The organism is Mesorhizobium sp. CAU 1732 (genome assembly GCF_039888675.1).
Taxonomy (GTDB): domain Bacteria; phylum Pseudomonadota; class Alphaproteobacteria; order Rhizobiales; family Rhizobiaceae; genus Aerobium.
Genome location: NZ_JBDQQR010000001.1, coordinates 3,073,481 through 3,095,860 on the forward strand (window position 1 = coordinate 3,073,481; position 22,380 = coordinate 3,095,860).

Below are 22,380 nucleotides of genomic sequence, written 5' to 3' on the forward strand. Positions count from 1 at the left end.
CATCATTCCGCAGCCTCCGCGCCCTCGCCGCTCGCCTCATGCTCGGCGCGCATGCGGCGAACCAGATCGAGCTCGGCCTGGAAGTCGACGTAATGCGGCAGCTTCAGATGCTCGACGAAGCCGGTGGCCTGCACATTGTCGGAATGCGAGATCACGAATTCCTCGTCCTGCGCCGGCGCGACGAGGTCCTCGCCAAGCTCTCCGGCGCGCAATGCCCGGTCGCAGAGCGACATCGCCATAGCCTTGCGCTCCGACTGCCCGAAGACGAGACCGTAGCCGCGCGTGAACTGCGGCGGGGCCGTTGCCGAGCCCTTGAACTGGTTGACCATCTGGCATTCCGTCACGCGGACGCGGCCCAGCGGGACCGGAAACGGCAGTTCGGGAACATCGAGTTCGACCTCGACTTCGCCGATCCTGATTTCGCCGACGAAGGGATGGCTGCGGCCGTATCCACGTTGCGTCGAATAGGCGAGCGCGAGCAAAAACCCTTCATCGCCACGCGACAGCGCTTGCAGCCTCCCGTCGCGATCGAGCGGAAACGCGATCGGCTCGCGCGTGATATCGGTCGGCGTCGCGTTTGCGTCGCGATCGCCGCCATCAGGCTCGATCATTCCGTCCGCTGCCAAGAGATCGGTGACGCGCGGCATCGCCGCGTCGTCCGCCTCGCGCTCCACCGGCGCTTGCGGTTCGCTGCCATCGGCCAGACCGGGCTCCAGCAGGCGATGCGTATAGTCGAATGTCGGACCGAGAAGCTGTCCGCCCGGCAGATCCTTGTAGGTCGCCGAAACACGGCGTTCGACCTGCATTGCCGCCGTGTCGACCGGAAGCGTATAGCCGAAGCGAGGCAGAGTGGTGCGGTAGGCGCGCACGAGAAAGATCGCCTCGATCAGGTCGCCCCGCGACTGGATCACGGCAAGACCGGCCAGATCCCGGTCGTAGAGCGACCCTTCGCTCATCACCCGGTCGACGCCGAGCCCAAGCTGTTCGACGATCTGCGCGACGTGCAGAGCCGGAACCGAGCGGTCGCCGCGCCGACGATCGGCGAGGAGCGTATGAGCGTTGCGAATGGCGGTCTCGCCGCCCTTGACTGCGACATACATGGCTCAGACCTCGCTGTTCGCGGAAATCCGCGTCGTGCGCGGCAGGCAGACGATCTCGTCGGGAGCAGCCAAAACCAGATCGACGCCAAGCGGATAGGCAGCACCGTTCTCGCGCCACTGTGCGAGAAAATCGGCCGGCATTGGCGACGGCGCGATCGCCGCCTTGTGTTCGATGCCCGGCCCTTCGAGCGTGAGCCGATCACCGCCATCGAGCGCATCGACCTGAAGGATCAGCGTCGCAGACCTGTCCGGATACTCGGCCGTCCCTTGCGCAAAGACGCCGAGTGCCGGCATCCGTACCGGATCGGAAATCAGGGCGAATGCTGCCAGTTCTGGCTCCGCCACGAACGGTGCACCGGTCTGAAACCCGAGCCACGTGCGCACGGCATCGCCTTTGGCGAGCTCAGGATCGAGCCACACAGGCGTGTCGTGATCGGTGATCGTGAGCGCGATCGCCGCCGCAGTCGCTGTCAACGGCGCGGGCGGTCGAGCCGGCGCGGCAAAGCTCTGGACGCTTCCCGGCCGCGCCATCGCGTCCATCAGAGCCTTGAAAACGGTCTGCGCTTCGAACACCGGGTTCGAGAAGCCACCTTCGAGTTCGCTGGTCGCTACGGTCATCAGTCCTCTCCCCGTACCATCGTGAAGAAGTCCACCTTGGTCGCGGCGGTCTCCGCCCGGCGCCTGGCGTCGTCTCGCTCGGCACTCTCGGTCAGAGGCACGAAGACAGCACTCCGCACGGTCTCGCGCGTCTCCGCCCTCTGCCAAAGCGCATCGAGCACGGCGCAGAGGCGCGCCTTCTCGATGTCCCGGCCAAGCGCATAGGAATGTCCCGTTTCACCCGTTGCGAGGCGGACACTGGCGCGCGTGACCGTCGCTTCGCCCACATTGAAGGCCGACCCGCCGCCACCGATCCGTCCGCGCACGGTGACGAGTCCCGTCTCCGGCCGTCGGATATCGACATGCTCGACTGCAATACCCGCGCGATCCCAGACCTGTCGAAGAGCCGGCATCGGCGTCGAAGCGAGCACGGACATGAGCGCACGGCGCCCCTCATGCTCTCCCGGATCGCTGCTTGTGTCTCGTGTCATACCCGTGTCACCCGTCGATGCGAATTTGTCGAATGATCTAGACAAATAAATCATTTCGACGTGTGATAAAACCCTTCAATGACGGCTGCATGACAAACGCGATGACGATGAACGATAAATCAGTGAGACGACGGGATGGTGTCGCGCTCTGGCGCCAGATTTCCGACCAGATCCGCCTTCTCGCCGGCGGCGGGGAACTCGTGGCGAACCGCCTTCCGACCGAAATGGAGCTCGCAAGCCGATTCGGCGTCAACCGTCACACGGTGAGAAGCGCGATCGCGCAGCTCGTGCGCGAGGGTTTTCTTCGATCCGAGCAAGGTCGCGGAACCTTCGTCATCCCGCAGCAGCGCCTGAGCTACCCGATCACGGCGCGGACGCGATTCTCCACCGGGCTTGACGGCCAGGCGTCCGATCTGCGCTCGCAACTCGTGCGGTACGAGACGCAGCCGGCCGATGCGAATGTCGCGGCAGCGCTGAACCTCGATCCGGGCACGGATGTGATCCGCATCGACACGGTCAGCCTCGCCGATGGCGCGATGATCTCCGTCGCGAGCCACTGGTTCGAGGCGTTGCGGTTCGCCGGGCTGGCGGAGCGTCTCGAAGAGACCGGCTCGATCACGGCGTCGCTCGCCGGGCTCGGTATCAGCGACTACACACGCCGGTCGACCACGATCGTCGCCATGCACGCGCTGGACGAAGACCTGAACGCCCTGCGGCTCGGCCCCGGCGCGATCGTTCTGCTGCTGGAGGCAATCAACGTCGATCCCGACGGCAGACCCATCCAGTTCTCGCGAACGCGGTTTGCGGCCGACAAGGTCAGCCTGTTCGTCGAGACGCCGCTGAGCGTGGGTTAAATCCAGCCGCGCCGCTTCATCACGTCGAAGAAGAGGCCCGCGCAGGCGATGATCAGGATCACGCGGAACAGATGGTTCGCAACGACGAAGGCGACGTCGAGCTGCATCGCAAGCGCGATCAGGCTCATTTCCGCAAGGCCGCCCGGCGCGTAGGAAAGCATGAGCGACGGCAGACCCATACCAGTGATCTGGCCCACGACCATCGCGCCGACGATCGACACCGCCACCAGGATGACGCTGACGAGGATCGACAGGCCCATCGTCCGCATGATCAGGCGGCGATCCACATTAGCAAAACGGGCGCCGATCCCAACGCCGATCACCACCTGCGCAAGGGCGATCAGTTCGAAGGGCAGCTTGAAATCGGTCCAGCCCGCGACGTGGACGATCATGCTGACGATCATCGGCGCGAGCATGAACCGTGCAGGCAGGTGGACGACCATGCCGAGCGCGAAGCCCGCCGCCACGACGCCGACGAACCAGCTTGCGTCCGTCGCCGAAATATCCGCGAGCGTGACGCCTGATCCCGATCCACGCGCGGCCGGCATGCCCGTCAGCCACTCGAACAGGAACGGCAGACACAAGACGACGAGGAAGATGCGCGACGCATGGACGAGCGCGACGATGCGGTCGTCCCCGCCTCGCTCATGCGCCAGCGTGACCATCTCGATGACGCCGCCGGGCATGGCGCAGAAATAGGCCGTCTCGGAGGACAGCCCGGCAAAGCGTCGAAGCACCCAGAGCGCGATCGCGGCGGCCGCGAAGGACGACACCGTCAGCCCGATCAGCGGAATCGCGAATGTCGGCAGCGATAGGAAGAAGCCGGCGGAAAAGGATGCGCCGAGCATCGTGCCCACCACCGCCAGCATCGTCGGACGAAGCGGATTGAGCGGCGGGACCGGAACACCGCCGATCGCCGCGATCGCGGCGGCCACCATCGATCCCATCATCCACGGCAGCGGCAGGTTGAGCCACCAGAAGATCGCACCGCCGACGGCACCCAAAAGCAGGGCGGCGCAGCCACTTGCGATCTGACGGACCATACTTCGAATGCCTTTTGGAGCGTGTTCCGGGATGCAACCGCCGGGCGCTGAAACATGGCGCGGTGCAAGATGGGGGTGCACCCGGTTTCGCATCGCTCGCTTCGTATCGCAAGGTCGCAGAGATACTTTTTAGGCGGCATCGGCATGCGCCTGCCCGATACCGCGAATGACCCGGCATCTCGCTTCTTGGCGTCTCGTGCGATATGGATAAAGCCGAGTGGGTGGAGAACGAACACGAGTGCGCAGATGAGTCAGATTTCGAGACCGACGGGCGGCGCGAGCCTTCACGCGCTGCCGACAGCAGCCGCGGCACAGGCGCAAGACACCGCCGATACGGCCGAACTGCCCCGCAATCCGGGAATGCCGCTTGATCTGGCATGGGTCGAGGAGATGCGCCATGTCAACCGCAGCGCGCTCGAACGCCGCGTCCAGACGCTGACGAAGCGGCGGTCGATCAAGGGCGAGAACCAGGCGGCCTGGCTCCTGCGCTCGATCAGCCTCATGGATCTGACGACGCTCAACAGCAACGACACCGACGAACGCGTGCGCCGCCTCTGCGCAAAGGCGCGCAACCCGCTGAGCCGCGAGCTGGTCGACGGGCTCGGTCTGGGCAAAACCGTGATCCGCCCGGCGGCGATCTGCGTCTATCATCCCTTCGTGGCAACGGCTGTGGCCGCCCTTGAAGGCACCGGCATTCACGTCGCAGCCGTCTCGACCGCCTTCCCGCACGGACTGTCGCCGCTTGAAACCCGCATCGCCGAGATCAAAGCATCCGTCGCCGCCGGGGCCGACGAGATCGACGTGGTCATCCCGCGCGGGCTGGTGCTCGGCGCGAAGTGGAACGAACTCTACGACGAGGTCGCGCAATTCCGCGAGGCGTGCGGCGACGCGCATCTCAAGGTGATCCTCGGCACGGGCGACCTTGCGACGCTGCGCAACGTCATGCTGGCATCGATGGTTTCCATGATGGCGGGTGCCGACTTCATCAAGACCTCGACCGGCAAGGAAAGCGTCAACGCGACCCTGCCCGTTGGCTTGATCATGACCCGCGCGATCCGCGCCTATGAGGAGCGCACGGGCTTCAAGATCGGCTTCAAGCCGGCCGGCGGCATCTCGACGGCGAAATCGTCGCTCGACTGGCTCGTTCTGATGAACGAGGAACTCGGCCGCCGCTGGCTCGAGCCCGACCTCTTCCGCTTCGGCGCGTCGAGCCTTCTGACCGACATCGAGCGCCAGCTCGAACACCATGTGACCGGCCGCTATTCGGCGGCCCATCGCCACGCGATGGCCTGAGACAGGCGGAGGAGTTTTTAAAGTGAACATTCTAGAACGATACCACGCGATGGAATACGGACTTGCGCCCGAAGCGCGCGGCGAAGCGGATGCCTGGCTGAAGGCGCGCGATTTCGGCGCCTCGCTGTTCATCGGCGGCGAGTGGAAGGCTGCGAAGTCGGGCAAGACTTTCGATGTCAGCGACCCGTCCAGCGGCAAGCTCCTGGCCAAGATTTCCGATGCCGGCGAAAGCGACATCGACGCAGCCGTCGCGGCGGCACGCAAGGCGTTGCCGAAATCGCAGGCGGCTTCCGGCTATGAGCGCGCGCGCATTCTCTATGCGATCGGGCGCGCCATGCAGCGCCATGCGCGGCTTTTCGCGGTTCTGGAATCGATCGACAACGGCAAGCCGATCCGTGAGAGCCGCGACATCGACGTGCCGCTGGCGATCCGCCACTTCATCTATCATGCCGGCTGGGCCCAGAACCTTGCGAAGGAATTTCCGGGCGCGTCAGGCGTCGGCGTCGCGGGCCAGATCATCCCGTGGAACTTCCCGCTCCTGATGCTGGCCTGGAAGATCGCGCCGGCACTTGCGACCGGCTGCACGGTGGTGCTCAAGCCGGCCGAGTACACGCCGCTGACGGCGATCCTGTTCGCCGAGATTTGCGAGCGTGCGGGCGTGCCGAAGGGCGTCGTCAACATCGTCCATGGCGGGCCAGAAGCAGGTGCGGCCATCGTCAACCATGACGGCATCGACAAGATCGCTTTCACCGGCTCGTCGGAAGTCGGGAAGATCATACGCCGCGCGACGGCCGGCTCCGGCAAGAAGCTGTCGCTGGAACTCGGCGGCAAATCCGCCTTCATAGTTTTCGAGGATGCGGACCTCGATTCGGCGGTCGAAGGATTGGTCGACGGCATCTGGTTCAATCAGGGCCAGGTGTGCTGCGCCGGCTCGCGCCTGCTCGTGCAGGAAGGCGTGGCTGAAGCTTTCATCGCCAAGGTCAAGGCCCGCATGGGCAAGCTTCGGCTCGGCGATCCGCTCGACAAGAACACGGATATCGGTCCGCTCGTCGATCGCACCCAACTCGATCGCGTGAAGGGTCTCGTCGCCGAGGGCGCGCGCCAGGGCGCCGAATGCTGGCTGCCGCAGGGCGAGGTGCCGGCGACCGGCTGGTATCATCTGCCCGTCCTGGCGACCAACGTCGCGCCGTCGAACATCCTCGCGCAGGAAGAGGTCTTCGGACCGGTCCTCGCGACGATGACGTTCAGGAACACCGAGGAAGCGATCGAACTCGCCAACAACACCCGCTACGGTCTGGCGGCCTCCGTGTGGAGCGAGAACGTCAACCTCGCTCTGCATGCCGCTCCACAACTCAAGGCAGGCGTCGTCTGGGTCAACGGCACCAACATGTTCGACGCTGCCTGCGGCTTCGGAGGCTACCGCGAAAGCGGGTTCGGCCGCGAAGGCGGGCGCGAGGGCCTGATCGAATATCTCGCACAGCCGAAGTCGAAATCCGCGCTCATCACGGCGCTTGAAGCACCCGGCGGCTCCGGCGAGCGCGGCGACGGCGCCGGCGATTTCATCGACCGCACGCCGAAGCTCTTCATCGGCGGCAAGCAGGTGCGCCCTGACGGGGCCTATTCGATGGCCGTCCATGATCGAAAGGGGCGGCCCCTCGGCGAAGTCGGGCTCGGCAACCGCAAAGATATCCGCGAGGCCGTGTCGGCTGCCCGCGGCGCCAAGGGTTGGTCAGGCGCCACCGCCTACAACCGCGCGCAGGTGCTCTATTTCCTCGCCGAAAACCTGTCGGCGCGGGCGGATGAATTCGCCGCGAGGCTCACCCAGACCACCGGCGCATCGGCAAAGGCCGCGCGAGCGGAAGTGGATGCCTCGATCGAACGGCTCTTCGAGGCCGCCGGCATGGCGGACAAGTTCGAGGGCAGCGTCCACACGCCGCCGTCGCGCACTGTCACGCTGGCGCTGCATGAGCCGGTCGGCGTCGTCGGCATCGTCGCGCCGGACGAAGCGCCACTTCTGGGCATGATCTCGCTCCTGGCCCCTGCCCTCGCCATGGGAAACAATGTGGTGCTGGTGCCCTCGGCGCGCTGGCCGTTGCTGGCGACCGATCTGTATCAGGTGCTGGAGACCTCCGACGTCCCCGCCGGCGCGATCAACATCGTCACGGGACGCAGTGCCGAGCTCTGCAAGGTTCTGGCCATGCATGACGATGTGGACGGGCTCTGGGTCGTTGCGGACGAAGATACCTGCCGGACAGCCGAATTGGAATCGGTGGGCAATTTGAAGCGCGTCTGGACGTCCGGCGGAAAGGCAATCGACTGGACGGCACAGGAAGGCTCGGTCTCGACGTTCCTGCGGCGCGCCGTCGAGGTGAAGAACGTCTGGGTCCCGTACGGCGACTGAGACGCGGGCGGACAGGGTCGGGGCATACGAATGAGCGAGATCGTCCTTCACAACTATTTCCGGTCTTCGACCTCCTACCGCGTCCGGATCGCGCTCAATCTGAAGGGTCTCGACTACCGCTACGTGGCGCATCATCTGCGCCATGGCGGCAACCGGTCGCCCGAATATCTGGCCATCAATCCGCAGGGTCTCGTGCCGACGCTGGTCTGGCATGACGGCACGGTGATCGCGCAGTCGATGGCGATCATCGAATTTCTCGACGAGACGCAGCCCGAGCCGCCGCTCCTTCCAGCCGATCCGGCGGGGCGCGCGCGCGTTCGCATGCTCTCGCAGATGATCGCCTGCGAGGTTCATCCGGTGAACAATCTGCGCATCCTCAACGCCTTGCGAAGCCGCTACGGCGCCGACGATGCCGGCATCGCCGAGTGGTTCCGCCACTGGGTCAACGAGACGTTCCAGCCGCTCGAGGCGATGCTCGCGCAAAGCCCGGACACGGGCACGTTCTGCCATGGCGACGGGCCGGGCATGGCGGATATCTGCCTCGTGGCGCAGGTGGCCAACAATTCGCGGTTCAACGTCGATATGACGCCCTATCCCACGATCGGCCGCATCCGCGACGCATGCATGGCGCTTCCCGCCTTTGCCGATGCCGCGCCCGCACGCCAGCCCGACGCCGAGTAGACCCGGCACAAGAAAATCGCGCGGCCGCGGAATAATCCTTCACGGCCTCCGTTCTCCACCCAATGCCGCATGACGACGAGGCGATTGTCTCGAACCGGCAGACCGCTCGCCGGGAAGCCGGCGGCGTCAGTGGAAACGGAGAAGTCAAATGACAAACACGATCAAAGACATGAACGCGTCCGTGGATGCCACCACTGCCGACGGTGACGTCTCGAAGGACCGTCGCCGCCTGCTCGGCATGCTCGGTCTCGCGGCAACTGCCGCCTACATCACTCCCACGCTGCTCTCAATGGACAAGGCGCACGCGTCCGGCGGTTCGGGCGGCGGGTCTGCCGGTGGCGGCGGTGGAAGCGGCGGCGGTGGCCGTGGCGGCTCCGGCGGCGGTGGTCGCGGTGGATCGGGCGGCGGTGGTCGCGGTTCGGGCGGAGGCGGCTTCGGCGGTCGTGGCTCGGGAGGTCGCAGCTTCGGCGGGCGTGGTTCGGGTGGCCGGAACTTCGGCGGTCGCGGATCGAGCGGTCGCGGCCCGGTCAACGCCCTCAACAACGCTTTCGGTCGCATCTTCCGCTAGGCAAATCGAACCCCATCGGGGCGGCACTATCCGCCGCCCCGATGGGTTTCGCGTATCAGAGGAGGCAACGCCGATGCTGCTTCAACTCCAGGGGCTCCCCGCCCGGATCGAATTCTGCCCGGACTCGAGCGTCGTGGCCGACGGTGTGAGCGCAGTCCTGACCGGCTGGCCAATGTCGAAGCAGGCTTCAAACGACAGCGAGCCGGCCTTCATGCGGATCTTTCGCGACGGCTCGGACACGATCGTCCGCAGGACCGATTGCGCGTGGGAAACCCGCGAACCGAGCCATGTGAGCGCCGTATGCTCGGCGATCGTCGAGATCGTCGAGGCCTACGTCACGCAATCCGACCGGCTGGGGGCTTTGCACGCAGGCGCCGTGGCGTTCGATGGCCGGCTGGTGCTGTTCCCGGCATCCACGCGGGCGGGCAAGAGCACATTGATGACACGGCTTGCTGCCGGCGGGCATAAGGTGTTTTCCGACGATCTTCTGCCCATCGAACTTTCGACCGGAATGGGCATCTCGACGGGCTGCCTGCCGCGCCCGCGCCTGCCGCTTCCGGCCAACGCCACGCCGGAATTTTCATCCTTCGTGCAGGATCATCTGCACCTGACGGACGGCTACTTCGGCTATGTCGATCCGGGGCCAGCGTCTCGCGCGACATTTGGCGAAGGCCTGCCCGCTGGTGCAGTCGTGTTGCTGTCTCGATCCGAGACGCCGTGCGATGCACGCATGGAAGCGGCCACGCCTGAACAGGCCCTCTGGGCGCTCGTTTCGCAGGAAACCCGCAGGGCTTTGCCGGCGGAATCCGTCCTCGATTCCTATCTCCACCTTGTCGGCGGCCTGAAATGCCTGCGGCTGCACTATTACGATCTCGAGGGCGCGGTGCGATGCCTCGAAGGAGCCTTCGCCAACTGGGATCTGGAAGATGGCTCAACGGCCAAGCCTGTCGACGCCATGCCTGCGGGCGACGAACTGGTCATCACGTGCAACGGCATCGGACCCATCTACCGCCACGCGCCGCAGACCATCCTGCGCACGGCCGGCACTGACGGCTTCCTCATCCGGCGCGAAACGAACGAAACGCACAATCTCAATCAGATGGGGTTGGCGATCTGGCGGGTTCTGGAGCAGCCGGTCGCGGTGCCGACGATCGTCGACCTGTTCGCGGAAGCGTTTCCCGATGTCGATGCGACGATCATCGCCGCCGACATCGACGCCACGTTGAGCCGCATGCTGGAACTGGGCCTGCTCGTGGAGGACCTGAAGCAGCCCGCCTGTTAGGCTGCAATCAGCAACACCAGCGTTTCCGCGACCAGCGCGGGACGCTCCTCGCCATCGATCTCGACGACGCAGGAACATTTCATCAGAAACTGGCCTGGCGACTTTTCATCGAAGGACATGAGCGTTGAGCGCAGCCGCACGCGCGCACCGGCCTTGACGGGCGACAGGAAGCGCAGCTTGTCCAGCCCGTAATTTATCGACGCGGACACGTCTTTGGGGCGAATGCCGATCTCGTATGACATGCCGGAAATCAGCGACAGCGTCAGGAACCCGTGCGCCACCGGCGCACCGTAGGTGCTTTCGCGCCGCGCCCGCTCGACGTCGACATGAATCCACTGCTCGTCGCGCGTGGTCGCTGCAAAGCTGTCGATCATCGCCTGGTCGATCTCGACCCAATTGGACACGCCCAGTTCCTGACCAGTCTTGCCCGCCAGGTCCGCTATCGTCAAAGTTTCGTCCGTCACGCCGTTGCCATCTCCTCGCACGCATCGACGATCGATGCGCGGCCGAGTTCGGATACGCTGGCGTAGCCGCACAGCGCAAGCGTCAAGTCGAGTTCGGCGATGACGTTGCGGATGACCTCGCGCACGCCTGCCTCACCCCCGATGGCAAGACCGTAGACATAGGGGCGGCCAAGCAGGACGGCCTTCGCGCCAAGCGCGAGCGCCTTTGCCACGTCCGCGCCGGAACGAATGCCGGAATCCATCAGCACCGGGATGTCGCCGGCCGCCTTCACGACATGCGGCAGCATATCCAGCGTCGCGGCTTCGCCATCGACCTGCCGTCCGCCGTGATTGGAGACGATGATGCCATCCACGCCGTGCTCGCGCGCGAGCGCCGCATCGTCGGGATGCCGCAAGCCCTTGAGCAGGATCGGCAGCTTCGTCATTTCGCGAAGCCGGGCAATATCCGACCAGTTGAGGTCGGGCCGCGAATAGGTGGCGGTGAAATGCGCGGCGGCGGCGCGCATCTGGCCGAAACCGAGCCCGTGCTCCCTGCCCTTCGCGCGCAGCGTCAGCGCGGTCTTGAGAAGCCCGCTCCCTTTTGGCTTGACGCCCGTCTCCGGCGGCGATGCCGGAATGCGCGAAAGAAAGACGGGATCGCTGAGATACTGCGCCAGCCCCATGCCCCGCAGGAAAGGCAGCCAGCCGAGATCGAGATCGCGCGGCCGCCAGCCCAGAAGCGTCGTATCGAGCGTGACGACGATAGCCTCCGCACCACAGGCCTCGGCGCGCGACAGGAGCGAGCGGACGAAATCGTCGTCACTCGACCAGTAGAGCTGGAACCAGCGCGGCGCGTCGCCCATCGCGGACGCGCAGCGTTCCATCGCAACCGAGGCCTGGTTGGAGAATACATAGCCGATACCCTCGGCCGCCGCTGCCCGCGCAACGGCAAGGTCGGCATCCCGGTGGGCCATTTCCAGCACGCCGATCGGCGCAAGCAGGAGCGGCGCCTTGTGCGTCCGCCCGAGAAGCGACACCGAGAGATCGCGCCGGGCCACGTCGCGCAGGACACGCGGAACAAAGCGCCAGCGGTCGAACGCGGCACGGTTGGCCGCCATCGTCGCTTCCGAACCGGCCCCGCCGATGATGTAGGCGCAGGCCTCTCGGCTCATCGTACGCGCGGCTTTTTCCTCCAAGGCCGGGGGCGAAACGGGAACGAGCGGCCGTGCGCCGCCTGCCCCGGTCACATAGACTTCCATCTGCCGCAACCGCCCCGGCTGCGACGCGGCCTGCCGACCGGCATCGCTCATCTCATGTTCCCCCAGACTTGATTCAGGATTTGTCGCGGCGATCGTAGCCCTCGCGAATTTCCGCCATGCTTTCGCGGATGCGCGCGCGCAGGATTTCGATCGCATCCGTGCTGGATTGCCGAACGAGCTCAGCCACTTCGCCGGTGTTCTTCACAGCCGCCTCGAACCCCTTGCGTGCAAGGTCGGTCTGCTTCTCCACGAAAGCTTTCGGATCGCTCGGCGTTCCCATCGTCTGCGCGGTGTCGACGAAATCGCGGATCGTCTCCTCCAGCATCTCGCGCTGGCGTGTCATGAGGGTCGTCGCGCCCGCCGATGCGGCTTTGGCGCTTTTCTCGAAGGCTTCGAGATTGCGTCGGTGATGCTCGATGATGCGCTCGATATCGACGTCCGGCATCTTCATATCGCGACCGATGCGCACGAACATGTCGACGATCGAGTTGGTTTCAGGATTCTTGGCCATGGCGTCCTCCCTGTTTCCGGCCCCAATCGGTGCCGGCAGGCGGGAGTGTAGGCCAGCCCTATCCGCGCATCAATTCGCGATCATCCGTTCGCCGACATGCAGCGCAAGACCCGCAAGTCCGCCGATCAGCATGCCGTTGAAACGGATGTACTGAAGGTCGCGCCCGATATTGAGCTCGACCAGCCGCGTCAGTTGGACGATGTCCCACTTGCGGACCTGGTCCGCGATGAACTGCGAAACGCCGCTCTTCTGGCTTTCGACGAAGGAGGCGAGCGCGACGACGAACCCTTGGTTCATGTCGGCACGGATCTTGTCGTCGGAGGCAAGCTGGCGTCCCACTTCAACGAACATCTCGGCCAGTTGCTTTCGCACGAGCGAGCGTTCGGACTGGAGGTCCGTTTCGATGAAGGTGCGCAAACTGGTCAGGAAATCGCCCGCAAGGCCGCGCAGTTCGGGCCGCTTCAACAGGTCGCGCTTCAGGCGCTCGGCGCGCTTGGCGTAGTCCGGGGAGGTTCGCAGTTCGGCGATGAAGGTTTCGACGAAGCGATCGAACTCGCGCCGCATGGCGTGGTCGGGGTCGCCCTCGACATCCTCGATCAGCGAGCCAGTCGACGCCACGATCTTGCGCAAGAGATACGCATCTGCCTTGAAGATGCGTGCGAGGCTCGGCAGTTCGTCCCTGATCTTGTCACGGATCGCGGCCAGCGCATCCTCGTCACGCAGGAGCCCGCCAAAGACGCGCAGCAACTCGTCGAAAAGCTGCTGGTGCCGTCGATCCGCCGTGAACGCGCTCAGCATGTCGGCTGCGAACGGCGCGACCTGCACCTTTTCGATCTGCTCCGACACGCGTTTCGACACGAAGTCGCGCAGGCCGGACGCCTCCAGTCCGGCAAGTGCCTTGGGCGCCAGGCTGCCGACGAAGCGCGACAGGCCCGCCGATCGGCTTCGATCCGACAGCCAATCCGCGACGAGCCTCGCGAAATCGACCTCTTTGAATTTTTCGCGAACAGGGCCCGGCGCCAGGAAATTCACCTCGATGAAGCGCCCGAGGTTGTCCGCGATGCGGTCCTTGTTGGCGGGAATGATCGCCGTGTGCGGGATCGGAAGGCCGAGCGGCCGGCGAAACAGCGCCACGACGGCGTACCAATCCGCGAGCCCGCCGATGGTCGCCGCCTCCGCAAATGCAGCCACATAGGCAAGCATCGGCCATCTGGCTTCACCGGCCCGCGCCGCCATGAATATGCAGAAGCACAGAGCGAGCGAACCCGTCGCGATCAGCTTGGTCCGGCGAAGCGCCGCGATCTTTTCGGTTTCGTCCCGTTCCAGCGCCCGTTGCCAGGTGCCGGTTTCCGATGCTGCGCCAACCATGTGCTGCCCTTCACTGCTCAAATCAAGGCCGCGATCAGGCGCCGCCTCGATACGCAATGTGGGTGTTCAGCGGGGCAACGTCACGCTTCGTTCGAAAACCGCAGCGATTCCGGTGCTTCGGGCGCGCTCACGGCACGCTTTGAACCGCAGCCCTCGGTGCACCCGCACCCGGCCGCGCAGGCAGGGGCGGCGCAGGCTCAAGCGCGATGACGCCGACCGTTTCGCCATGCTCGAACTTGAGCGACGCATTGAAGCGACGTGCAAGCCGCTTCATCGTTTCGTTCTGAGGGTGGGTGGTGACGCGAAGCCGCTCATAGCCGAAAGCGCGCGCGCTCTCGATCAGGCGCTCGAAGAGATGGCCGCCAAGGCCGCGATGCTGCAGATGCCGCTCCACGCTGAAGGCGATCTCGCCGGTTGGCTCGGACTCTTCCGGGCGTTCATGCAGTTCGGCCGCCCCAAACACCCGGCCACTTTCCACATAGCCGATGACGATCGTGCCATCGTGGAAGCAGCGATCCGCGTAGGCCGCCACGAATGCGTCGTTGCCGGGACCGTTGAATCGATCGCGCCTGCTCTCCGAATCGAGACGCAGAAGATGCGCCTTGAATTCGTGCAGTTCGGAATGCCTGAGCAGCCGGACAATGCCCGTCAGAGGCTCGGCAGCGCTAAAATGTGGATGGTGCATGTCGCTATCCTCTGGGTTCCTCCCCGAGTCAGCGCAACTCGACACGCACGTATATTGTGCAATGCAGCATAAAATTCAAGAACGAATTGGGAATGATGGCCATGCGCTCAGGGCTGGACTGTCTCCGTCACGGACGGAGCGATCGGCGCTTTGGCGGAGGGAGCGTCATCGCCCGCACAGAAGTCGCTGGCGTCGAGCAGCCCCCAGCCGAATACCGGATCGCGGCCTTCGTCGCCCAGATCCTGCGCGCTCTCCGACAGGCGCGCCTTGACCTGGGCGGTCGTCAGCGTGGGTTCGGACCCCTTGAGAAGCGCGACCGCCGCCGTCACGAACGGAGCGGCAAACGATGTGCCGGTCTTTGGCCGTCCGCCGCTGACCGAGGCTGCGGTCCAGACATCGACGCCGGGTGCGGCGATGTCGACCTGTCCTCCGCGACCCGCGCGGCGATAAACCCGCTTGCCGCGATCCACGGCGGTAACGCCGATAACGCCGGGATAGGCCGCCGGAAACGCAGGGTTAGCGTTCGGTCCGTCATTGCCGACGGCTGCAACGACTACGGCACGGTCGGACGCGACAGTCACCGCACGCTTGAGCAGGTCGTTTGCAGGCCCGGCCAGGCTCAGATTGACGACCGACACCTCACGGGCGAGTGCCGCGTCGAGCGCGCGGACCAGCGTATAGGCATCCGACCGATCGTCATCACCACGCGCGCGATGGAACGCGTCGATGGCCACCAGTTCGGCATTCGGCAGGAGGCCGGGCGTCCGACTGTCCGCGGAGCCGGCCAGAAGGGCGGCGACTGCGGTTCCATGCTGGTGCCCCGACGCCTCCAGATCGTCATCTCCGATGCGGACGAGGTCGATGCTACGACCCTCGAACACCGCGTGATCGGGGTTGATGCCGGTATCCACGAGCGCGATGCGTACGCCTTTGCCACAGGCACGCTCGCCAGCAGACAATGGCCAGCCGACGAGTTGAGGTGCCGCGCAGTGCGGCCCGCTGCAATTTTCCGCCTCGCCCGCCTCCGGTCGGTAGAAATGGTTGAAGTCGACGTCGGCACCGACAGCCAGTGAGCGAACCTGCTCACGCGCGTCATCGAGGGACGTTCCCTCCGGCACAAGCAGCTTCATCACGGTGGTGCCAAGCAACGGCACATCCGTTTCCGCGACGACCGAATAGCCTATCGCGACCAGTTCGACCCGCTGCGGCGCACTCACGCCGGCTGCGATAATCTCGCGATCGACGCGAACCGGGAACGCGGCAGGCGCTGCGCGGGTTGCAGACCTGCGTGGGGCAGAACGACCCGTGATCGCACGCCGGATGCCGCGAAAGATGCCGCGAGGAGATACATTGCCGAGATTACCAGTGCCGCGATGGATGCCGGTGGGGCTGTTGCCGGCCCCGCCACCGCCACCATAGCCGCCACCGCCGCCATCATCACCGTCGTCGTCCGCATAGGCTGGCGCCAGACCCAGCGCGAGGAACGAGTCCCGTCCGGCATCGATCGGGGCCAGAAGCATCGCACCGGTCATCACGCATACGAAAGCGACTCGCAAAATGCAAGTCAAGCCATTGTTTACATTGGTTTTTCTTGACATTCCCGTCTTGACTCCCGTGTCGTGCCTCATCATCATGACGACCGACAAGATCGTTCAGCCTTGCATGTGAAACGGCTGGACGTCGCCAATATTCCACGTCGCGACAGATATTCGCAACAAACCGGCCGAGCATGACCTCGAATGCAGAAGACATAGGCGCGCAACTGATCGCGATGCTGCCGACGCTGCGGCGCTTCGCGCTTTCGCTCACGCGCTCGGCCGACAAGGCGGACGATCTCGTCCAGTCGGCCTGCGAGCGCGCACTTGCGAACGCTGCGCGCTACGAGCCCGACACGCGTTTCGATGCCTGGATGTTCCGGATCATCCGCAATCTGTGGATCGATCGCGTGCGCCGCGAGAAGACGGCGGGACCGACCGACGATATCGACGACCGTCCCGACCTCGCCGGCATATCGGGGGTGCAGGTCGTCGAGGCCCGGTCGACGATGCAGAGCGTCAGCGACGCGATCGATGCCTTGCCAGACGAGCAGCGCGAGGTCCTGCTGCTGACCTGTGTCGAGGATGTTTCATACAAGGACGCCGCCGAGGTGCTTGGCATTCCGATCGGCACGGTGATGAGCAGGCTGGCGCGCGCGCGCCGCAGACTTGCCGAGATCACGGGAATAAGCGGCGGGACCGCACGTTCCCCTGCCGACAAGGATGAGAGGCGATGACCGTGCAGACTTTCGACGACGAAACACTCATGGCTTACGCCGATGGCGAACTCGACGCGGCGACAGCCGCCGCCGTCGAACGCGCGTTGGAGACGGACGACGATATCGCCCTTCGCGTCGGAATGTTCATGGAAACGCGGCTTCAGGCCAGGGACGCGGTCGTATCGCGTACCGATGACACCGTGCCTGCCGCGCTGCGCCAGAACATCGAGGCGATGATCGAGCGCGCCAAGGCCGAGGACGCTCTGGCCGAAAAGCGCGCGGGCGTGGCGCCGCTGCGGCGCGCGGCAAATGACGACAGCCCATGGTTCCGCTCGCGCTGGATCGCGCCGATCGCAGCCTCGCTCATTGCAGTGCTTGCCGGTGTCGGCGGATATACGCTCGGCACATCGCAGACGCCCGCTCCCGGCGCTCTCCAGGTCGCGGGCTTGTCGCTCACCGATCTCCCCCGGACGCTGGACACGGCTCCCTCTGGCGGAGACGTGTCGCTGGCTGGCGGTGAGGCACGGTTCCGTGGCATCGCAACCTTCGAGAATGGCGCAGGCGCGCTGTGCCGCGAGTTCGAGGTGGACACGCCGGGCGGCGCAGCGGTCGTCTCCGTCGCATGCCGGGATGGAGCGGATTGGCAGACCGCTTTCGTGGTCGTGTCGCGCACCAGCAATGACGGCTATGCGCCGGCCTCCTCGCTGGAGGCCCTCAACGCCTATCTGGAAACGGCTGGAGCGGGTGAGCCGATGTCGGCCGAAGCAGAAGCCGAAGCCCTGGCGGCAGCGCGATCGCGATAAACATGAATTCTGCAGTCATGTTTTTCTTGATTTGCTCTCTGGAATTGTTCTAAGGTAAGGACGATATAGAGACGACGAGTCAATCACCGCGGAAGGGGAGTCCATGCGACTCACACGCCAGACCAATTACGCAGTCCGCATCCTGATGTATTGCGCCGCAAATGACGGCAAGCTCAGCCGGATCGCGGAGATCGCAGCCGCATATTCGGTGTCGGAGCTGTTCCTGTTCAAGATTCTGCAGCCGCTGGTCGAGAACAAGCTCGTCGAGACCGTGCGGGGCCGCAATGGCGGCGTTCGCCTCGGCAAGCCGGCGACCGATATTTCGCTCTTCGACGTTGTCCGCGTCACTGAAGACAACTTCGCCATGGCGGAGTGCTTCGAGAACGACGCCACCGAATGCCCGCTTGTGGATTCGTGTGCCCTCAACGAGGCGCTGCGCAAAGCGCTCGGTGCCTTCTTCGAGGTGCTGGAGAGCTATTCGATCGATGATCTGGTCAAGGCACGGCCGTCGATGCGCGATCTTCTCGGGATCGCAGACCTGCCGCCCCGGGTCGCCGCGGCAAACTGAGACCTCAAGCGCTCAGAGCGTCGCCGATTGCGGCAGGACGAACGGCATGTCGCCCGCGGGCAGCACGCCGACCTTGAGCCGGCAGTCGAAAACCCTGTGAATCAGATCGTCCGTCAGGACGGCGCGCGGCGAACCCGACGCCGCCACCCTGCCCCGGCACATCACGGTCACCTCGTCGGCGAACATCGCGGTGAGGTTCAGATCATGCAGGATCGCGACCACGCCGCCGCCGCGAGACGCGAACTCGCGGGCGATCTTCATGATGATCAACTGGTGCTTGATGTCGAGCGACGACACCGGCTCGTCCAGAAACAGCCAGCGCGGCTCGCCATCGAGAACCGGCGCCCAGACCTGGCACAGGACCCGTGCAAGCTGGACGCGCTGCTGCTCGCCGCCTGAAAGCTCCTGATAAAATCGCCCCGAGAAACCATCGAGATCGACCTTCGCCAGGGCACGGTCGGGAAGACGCTCGGCCTCGCCTGCAAGCGCGCCCGTGCGGCCATTGACGATCCCCAGCCGGACGATCTCGCGCACGGTGAACGGAAACGACAGCGTGGTCGCCTGCGGCAGCACCGCACGCAGGCCAGCGGCCTGCCAGGGCTTCATGTCGCGCAGGTCGCGGCCGTTCAGCCTGATCGTGCCGGACGCGGGCAGATCGCCCGACAACGCCTTCAGGAAGGTCGTCTTGCCCGATCCGTTCGGCCCGACGATGGCCGTCACAGTTCCCGCCCGCGCTTCGAACGAGACATCGTGCAGAATGCGCGTGGTGCCGATCATCACGGAAACGTCGTGTGCGTCGATCATGGCAGGGTCCTCACAGGTCCAGGACGCCGCGCTTGCGCAGCAATATCCACAGGAAGAAGGGTGCGCCGACGGCGGCGGTCACGATGCCGATCGGCAGTTCCGCAGGCGCGACGATCGTGCGGCTGACGGCGTCGGCGAGCAGCAGAAGCGACGCGCCGAGCAGCGCCGACGCCGGCAGGAGATAGCGGTGATCGGGCCCGATCAGCAGCCGCAGCAGATGCGGCACGACGATGCCGACGAAGCCGATGCCGCCCGAAACGGCGACCGACGCGCCGGTGGCCGCCGCGACGACCACGATCGCGATGTTCTTGAAGCGCTGCACCGGAATGCCGAGATGGTGCGCGGTCGCCTCTCCGAGCGCCATCGCGTTGAGCGAGCGCGCCATGAACGGTGCCGCGAGCAGCGCCAGGGCGATGATCGGCCCCGCGGACAGGATTTTGGTCCACGTCGCGCCGGCCAGCGATCCCAGACCCCAGAAGGTCAGGTCGCGGAGCTGCCGGTCGTCCGCAAGGTAGATCAAAACGCCCGAAAACGCGCCCGCCATCGCACCGAGCGCGATGCCTGCAAGCAGCATGGTGGCGATCGACGTCTGCCCGCGCCGCGTGGCGACGTGATACAGCAGCAGCGTCGTCGCGAGGCCGCCGGCGAAGGCGGCAAGCGGCAGCGCGTAGATGCCGAACAGCGCGATGACCGGACCCAGAATGCCACCCCCAAGCACGATGATGCTGATGGCGCCCAGGCCTGCACCGGCCGACACGCCGACCAGGCCGGGATCGGCCAGCGGATTGCGGAACAACCCCTGCATCACCGCGCCGGACACCGCAAGCGCTGCCCCGATCAGTACGCCGAGGATCATGCGCGGCAATCTTATGTCGTAGACGATGATGCGGTCGCGGGCGCTGAGCGCGCCATCCTCCGCCCCGCCGAGCCAGCCGAGCACCACATCCACTGCCGACGCATCGGAGGCACCCGCCGTAAGGCTGAACAACGCGACGACGACCAGGACCACAGCAAGGATAACGATCGTCGCGCGTGCACGCGCCGAGCGGTCACCCGCCACGACCGGCGCGGAAAAGAAGCCGCCAGCCGCCCTCTGCAACATTTCCATGAGATCAGTCCGCAGCCGCTTTGCCATAAAGCGCGGCGGCCAGATCGCGCGCGGCAGCCGCCGTGCGCGGTCCGAAGCCGAGCAGGAACGCACCATCCATACGCACCACCTTGGCATCGCGCCCGGCAGGCGTCGCCGCTAGCGCCGGATGGGTCACGAGCTCGTCGAGTTGCGTGGCGTGGTCGCCGCCCCGATCCATCGCCAGGATGACGTCGGGCGCAGCCTCGATGACGGCTTCGTCGGTCAGTTGCTTGTAGCCGGAATAGTCGGTGACGGCATTCTCGCCGCCCGCCATGCCGATGATCGCATTTGCCGCTGTGTCCGTGCCGGAGGCAAGGATTCGCCCACCCTGCAACGACAAGACGAACAGCACCTTCTTCTTTTCCTCGACCGAGGCGGCGGCGGTTTCGGCGGATGCCAGATCGGCATCGATCTGGCTGGCGACGGCAGCGGACTTATCCTCCACGCCAAGAACCTCGCCGATAATGCGCACCTTATCGACGATGCCCTCACGATCGAATTTCTCGGGAACCGTCACGAGCGGTATGCTGGCCTTCTGCAACACCTCCAGCGCTTCAGGCGGGCCGCTGCCTTCGAGCGCGAGAATGAGGCTTGGATTGACCGACAGAACGCCCTCGGGCGAGAGCTGGCGAATGTAGCCGACATCGGGGAGAGCAAGTGCGGCCTCGGGGAAGACGCTCGTGGAATCGCGGGCGATGAGGCGTGCTTCCTCGCCCAATGCGTAGACGATCTCGGTCACCGAGCCACCGATCGCGACGATGCGGGACGTGTCCACTTCCTGCGCGGCGGCAGACATGGTGAGCAGGCCCACGATCGCCCCGGACGCAAGGCAGCGCGCCAGCGATGGCGCGAGATATTTCAAACGCATTGCAGTCTCCTCAGGCCGCACTGGAGCGCGGTATCCGCGGCAGGTTTTCGGCGATCATCCGCCAGTCGGGCCGCTCGCCCTCGCCTTCGTGGCGCTTGCCGAAGAACTGGATGATCAATTCGTTGTTCGCGTCATAGGCTTCGAGCGACGTGACATGACCGTCCTTGGTCGGTTTGCGCACGCCCCACACCTCGGCGACGTGATCGAGCCGCAGATGGAGATGGAAGGTTTCGTCCATGACATTGATCCACGGTCCCATCGTCTTGATGTTCTGGACCGGGCCGGAATGGATCTGGATGCACCCGTGATTGCCCACGAAGCACATGATGGGGATTTCCTCCTGCGCGGCATGGGTGAACATCGCCGGCAGTGCGCCACCGTCGAGGAGCCACGCATAATCGTCTCCGACCATGCCCACGGCCTGGCGTCGGCTGAGCTTCAGCGTCCGCAGCATGCCGAAGAACTGATGGACGTCGGTCATCGCGCTCCAGCGTTCGCGAAGTTCGTGAGCCGACCCCGTTTCGCCGTCCTCCGGTTCGACGGCCGAGATCGCCCGCGTCTCGATGCCCTGCGATTGATCCGCTGACACCAGCTCGGCGACGAGCTTCTGATAGGCGTAGAGATTGGAGTTCGGGCGCAGATGCACCTTGTGGACCGCGTCGCCCGCTTCGTCGAAGAACTGCAGGCTATGGCGTACGGCATCGCCGTCGCGTTTTTCGACGGCAAAGCCGTGCGCCCAGGCCTTCGGGAAAATTCTCAGATCGATGTCGGCGCCAAGCACCATCGCATTGCGATCGCCCGTGAAGACCTTGTCGTAGATGCCGATCTTCTCGTGCACGGCGCTTTCGTTGCGGGTCAGCGCCATGACTTCGCCGACCGCCTCCAGACCACGCAGGAGGTCGTTGACGCGCGGCTCGACGCGCCGCACGCCCTCGCCCACATGGGCTGCAACCAGATCGCCTTCGGAGATGCCAAGCTGCGCCGCGAGATCGCGTTCGCGCATTTTCGGGTTTTCAGCGCGCGCGCGCCGGATCGCTTCTGGAGCGGGTTTCGCTTCAGCACTCATGATGTCACCTGAAATCTTACTTGTTGAGGATCAGCTTGCCCTGACGGGTGATTTTCAGCCGATACATCGCGCCTTCATGTTCGATCCCGATCTCGTGCGTCCCGCGGAACAGCGAATCGCTCGTGACGATCCTGGTCAGCGGACGCGGCATGATCTCCGGGCGATGCTCGGTGATCGACCTGCGGAATGACGGATGATTGCTGGGCGTAAAGCTGTTCACGATACCGTTCCTTTCTGTGTGCCGGGCTCGCGGATGCTGGCTGGGACGACGTCGCTAAATTGCGCTGTAATTCTTGACACTAATTATCAGGT

Annotated in this window: 24 protein-coding genes; 9 read left to right on the forward strand and 15 right to left on the reverse strand. The window is 65.0% G+C overall.

The window, feature by feature from the left end; genetic code table 11:
• Positions 1-2 precede the first annotated feature (2 nt).
• The 3 genes from AAFN55_RS14965 to phnG are packed head-to-tail and all read right to left on the reverse strand — an operon-like array spanning position 3 to position 2,188.
• A complete protein-coding gene (locus tag AAFN55_RS14965; RefSeq protein ID WP_347799627.1) occupies positions 3-1,100 on the reverse strand; it encodes a carbon-phosphorus lyase complex subunit PhnI in 1,098 nt (365 codons plus the stop codon).
• Positions 1,101-1,103: 3 nt separating this feature from the next.
• A complete protein-coding gene (gene phnH, locus AAFN55_RS14970; protein ID WP_347799628.1) occupies positions 1,104-1,718 on the reverse strand; it encodes a phosphonate C-P lyase system protein PhnH in 615 nt (204 codons plus the stop codon).
• Positions 1,718-2,188: a phosphonate C-P lyase system protein PhnG gene (phnG, locus tag AAFN55_RS14975; protein WP_347799629.1), complete on the reverse strand. Its 471-nt coding sequence runs from the start codon at positions 2,186-2,188 to the stop codon at positions 1,718-1,720. The genes phnH and phnG overlap by 1 nt, the downstream gene beginning before the upstream one ends.
• Positions 2,189-2,295: 107 nt before the next feature.
• Between phnG and phnF the strand changes: the two genes are divergently transcribed.
• A complete protein-coding gene (gene phnF, locus AAFN55_RS14980) occupies positions 2,296-3,042 on the forward strand; it encodes a phosphonate metabolism transcriptional regulator PhnF (RefSeq protein WP_347799630.1) in 747 nt (248 codons plus the stop codon).
• On the opposite strand, the gene AAFN55_RS14985 is transcribed toward phnF, so the two are convergent.
• A complete protein-coding gene (locus AAFN55_RS14985; protein ID WP_347799631.1) occupies positions 3,039-4,085 on the reverse strand; it encodes an AbrB family transcriptional regulator in 1,047 nt (348 codons plus the stop codon). The genes phnF and AAFN55_RS14985 overlap by 4 nt on opposite strands.
• 360 nt (positions 4,086-4,445) lie before the next feature.
• Between AAFN55_RS14985 and deoC the strand changes: the two genes are divergently transcribed.
• The 5 genes from deoC to AAFN55_RS15010 all read left to right on the forward strand — a co-directional run bounded on the left by deoC (position 4,446) and on the right by AAFN55_RS15010 (position 10,310).
• Positions 4,446-5,378: a deoxyribose-phosphate aldolase gene (gene deoC / locus AAFN55_RS14990; RefSeq protein ID WP_347800273.1), complete on the forward strand. Its 933-nt coding sequence runs from the start codon at positions 4,446-4,448 to the stop codon at positions 5,376-5,378.
• A gap of 22 nt (positions 5,379-5,400) precedes the next feature.
• Complete coding sequence (locus tag AAFN55_RS14995) at positions 5,401-7,779, forward strand: aldehyde dehydrogenase family protein (protein WP_347799632.1); 2,379 nt, start codon at positions 5,401-5,403, stop codon at positions 7,777-7,779.
• A 30-nt stretch (positions 7,780-7,809) separates the two neighbouring features.
• The gene (gene maiA, locus AAFN55_RS15000; protein WP_347799633.1) at positions 7,810-8,460 is read left to right on the forward strand and encodes a maleylacetoacetate isomerase; all 651 of its coding nucleotides are present in this window, start codon (positions 7,810-7,812) and stop codon (positions 8,458-8,460) included.
• 148 nt (positions 8,461-8,608) lie between these two features.
• Entirely contained in the window at positions 8,609-9,028 is a 420-nt protein-coding gene (locus AAFN55_RS15005; RefSeq protein WP_347799634.1) for a hypothetical protein, read from the forward strand.
• Between the two features lie 73 nt (positions 9,029-9,101).
• Positions 9,102-10,310 (forward strand): PqqD family peptide modification chaperone, encoded by a 1,209-nt coding sequence (locus AAFN55_RS15010; RefSeq protein WP_347799635.1) that lies wholly within the window; start codon positions 9,102-9,104, stop codon positions 10,308-10,310.
• Here AAFN55_RS15010 and AAFN55_RS15015 read toward each other — a convergent pair.
• The 6 genes from AAFN55_RS15015 to AAFN55_RS15040 all read right to left on the reverse strand — a co-directional run bounded on the left by AAFN55_RS15015 (position 10,307) and on the right by AAFN55_RS15040 (position 16,108).
• Positions 10,307-10,774 carry a MaoC family dehydratase gene (locus tag AAFN55_RS15015; protein ID WP_347799636.1) on the reverse strand — a complete coding sequence of 156 codons (468 nt, stop codon included), beginning with the start codon at positions 10,772-10,774 and terminating at the stop codon, positions 10,307-10,309. The two genes, AAFN55_RS15010 and AAFN55_RS15015, sit on opposite strands and share 4 nt — an antisense overlap.
• Positions 10,771-12,063 (reverse strand): alpha-hydroxy-acid oxidizing protein, encoded by a 1,293-nt coding sequence (locus AAFN55_RS15020; RefSeq protein WP_347799637.1) that lies wholly within the window; start codon positions 12,061-12,063, stop codon positions 10,771-10,773. The genes AAFN55_RS15015 and AAFN55_RS15020 overlap by 4 nt, the downstream gene beginning before the upstream one ends.
• 22 nt (positions 12,064-12,085) lie before the next feature.
• Positions 12,086-12,523, reverse strand: a complete 438-nt coding sequence (gene phaP, locus AAFN55_RS15025) for a TIGR01841 family phasin (RefSeq protein ID WP_347799638.1) — start codon at positions 12,521-12,523, stop codon at positions 12,086-12,088.
• Positions 12,524-12,592: 69 nt separating this feature from the next.
• Positions 12,593-13,891, reverse strand: coding sequence for a DUF445 family protein (locus AAFN55_RS15030; protein WP_347799639.1), 1,299 nt, complete (start codon positions 13,889-13,891; stop codon positions 12,593-12,595).
• 127 nt (positions 13,892-14,018) lie between these two features.
• A complete protein-coding gene (locus tag AAFN55_RS15035) occupies positions 14,019-14,576 on the reverse strand; it encodes a GNAT family N-acetyltransferase (protein ID WP_347799640.1) in 558 nt (185 codons plus the stop codon).
• 107 nt (positions 14,577-14,683) lie between these two features.
• Positions 14,684-16,108, reverse strand: coding sequence for a S8 family serine peptidase (locus tag AAFN55_RS15040; protein WP_347799641.1), 1,425 nt, complete (start codon positions 16,106-16,108; stop codon positions 14,684-14,686).
• A 197-nt stretch (positions 16,109-16,305) separates the two neighbouring features.
• Between AAFN55_RS15040 and AAFN55_RS15045 the strand changes: the two genes are divergently transcribed.
• The 3 genes from AAFN55_RS15045 to rirA all read left to right on the forward strand — a co-directional run bounded on the left by AAFN55_RS15045 (position 16,306) and on the right by rirA (position 18,201).
• Entirely contained in the window at positions 16,306-16,848 is a 543-nt protein-coding gene (locus tag AAFN55_RS15045) for an RNA polymerase sigma factor (RefSeq protein WP_347799642.1), read from the forward strand.
• Positions 16,845-17,633, forward strand: a complete 789-nt coding sequence (locus tag AAFN55_RS15050) for an anti-sigma factor (protein WP_347799643.1) — start codon at positions 16,845-16,847, stop codon at positions 17,631-17,633. Before AAFN55_RS15045 ends, AAFN55_RS15050 begins: the two co-directional genes overlap by 4 nt.
• 103 nt (positions 17,634-17,736) lie before the next feature.
• Positions 17,737-18,201, forward strand: a complete 465-nt coding sequence (rirA, locus tag AAFN55_RS15055; protein ID WP_347799644.1) for an iron-responsive transcriptional regulator RirA — start codon at positions 17,737-17,739, stop codon at positions 18,199-18,201.
• A 12-nt stretch (positions 18,202-18,213) separates the two neighbouring features.
• Here rirA and AAFN55_RS15060 read toward each other — a convergent pair whose 3' ends face one another.
• The 5 genes from AAFN55_RS15060 to hemP all read right to left on the reverse strand — a co-directional run bounded on the left by AAFN55_RS15060 (position 18,214) and on the right by hemP (position 22,243).
• Entirely contained in the window at positions 18,214-19,005 is a 792-nt protein-coding gene (locus AAFN55_RS15060) for a heme ABC transporter ATP-binding protein (RefSeq protein ID WP_347799645.1), read from the reverse strand.
• Between the two features lie 10 nt (positions 19,006-19,015).
• Positions 19,016-20,107, reverse strand: coding sequence for an iron ABC transporter permease (locus AAFN55_RS15065; RefSeq protein WP_347800274.1), 1,092 nt, complete (start codon positions 20,105-20,107; stop codon positions 19,016-19,018).
• Between the two features lie 10 nt (positions 20,108-20,117).
• Positions 20,118-20,930: an ABC transporter substrate-binding protein gene (locus AAFN55_RS15070; protein ID WP_347800275.1), complete on the reverse strand. Its 813-nt coding sequence runs from the start codon at positions 20,928-20,930 to the stop codon at positions 20,118-20,120.
• An 82-nt stretch (positions 20,931-21,012) separates the two neighbouring features.
• Entirely contained in the window at positions 21,013-22,068 is a 1,056-nt protein-coding gene (locus AAFN55_RS15075) for a ChuX/HutX family heme-like substrate-binding protein (RefSeq protein ID WP_347799646.1), read from the reverse strand.
• Between the two features lie 16 nt (positions 22,069-22,084).
• Entirely contained in the window at positions 22,085-22,243 is a 159-nt protein-coding gene (gene hemP / locus AAFN55_RS15080; RefSeq protein ID WP_347800276.1) for a hemin uptake protein HemP, read from the reverse strand.
• Between the last annotated feature and the right edge of the window lie 137 nt (positions 22,244-22,380).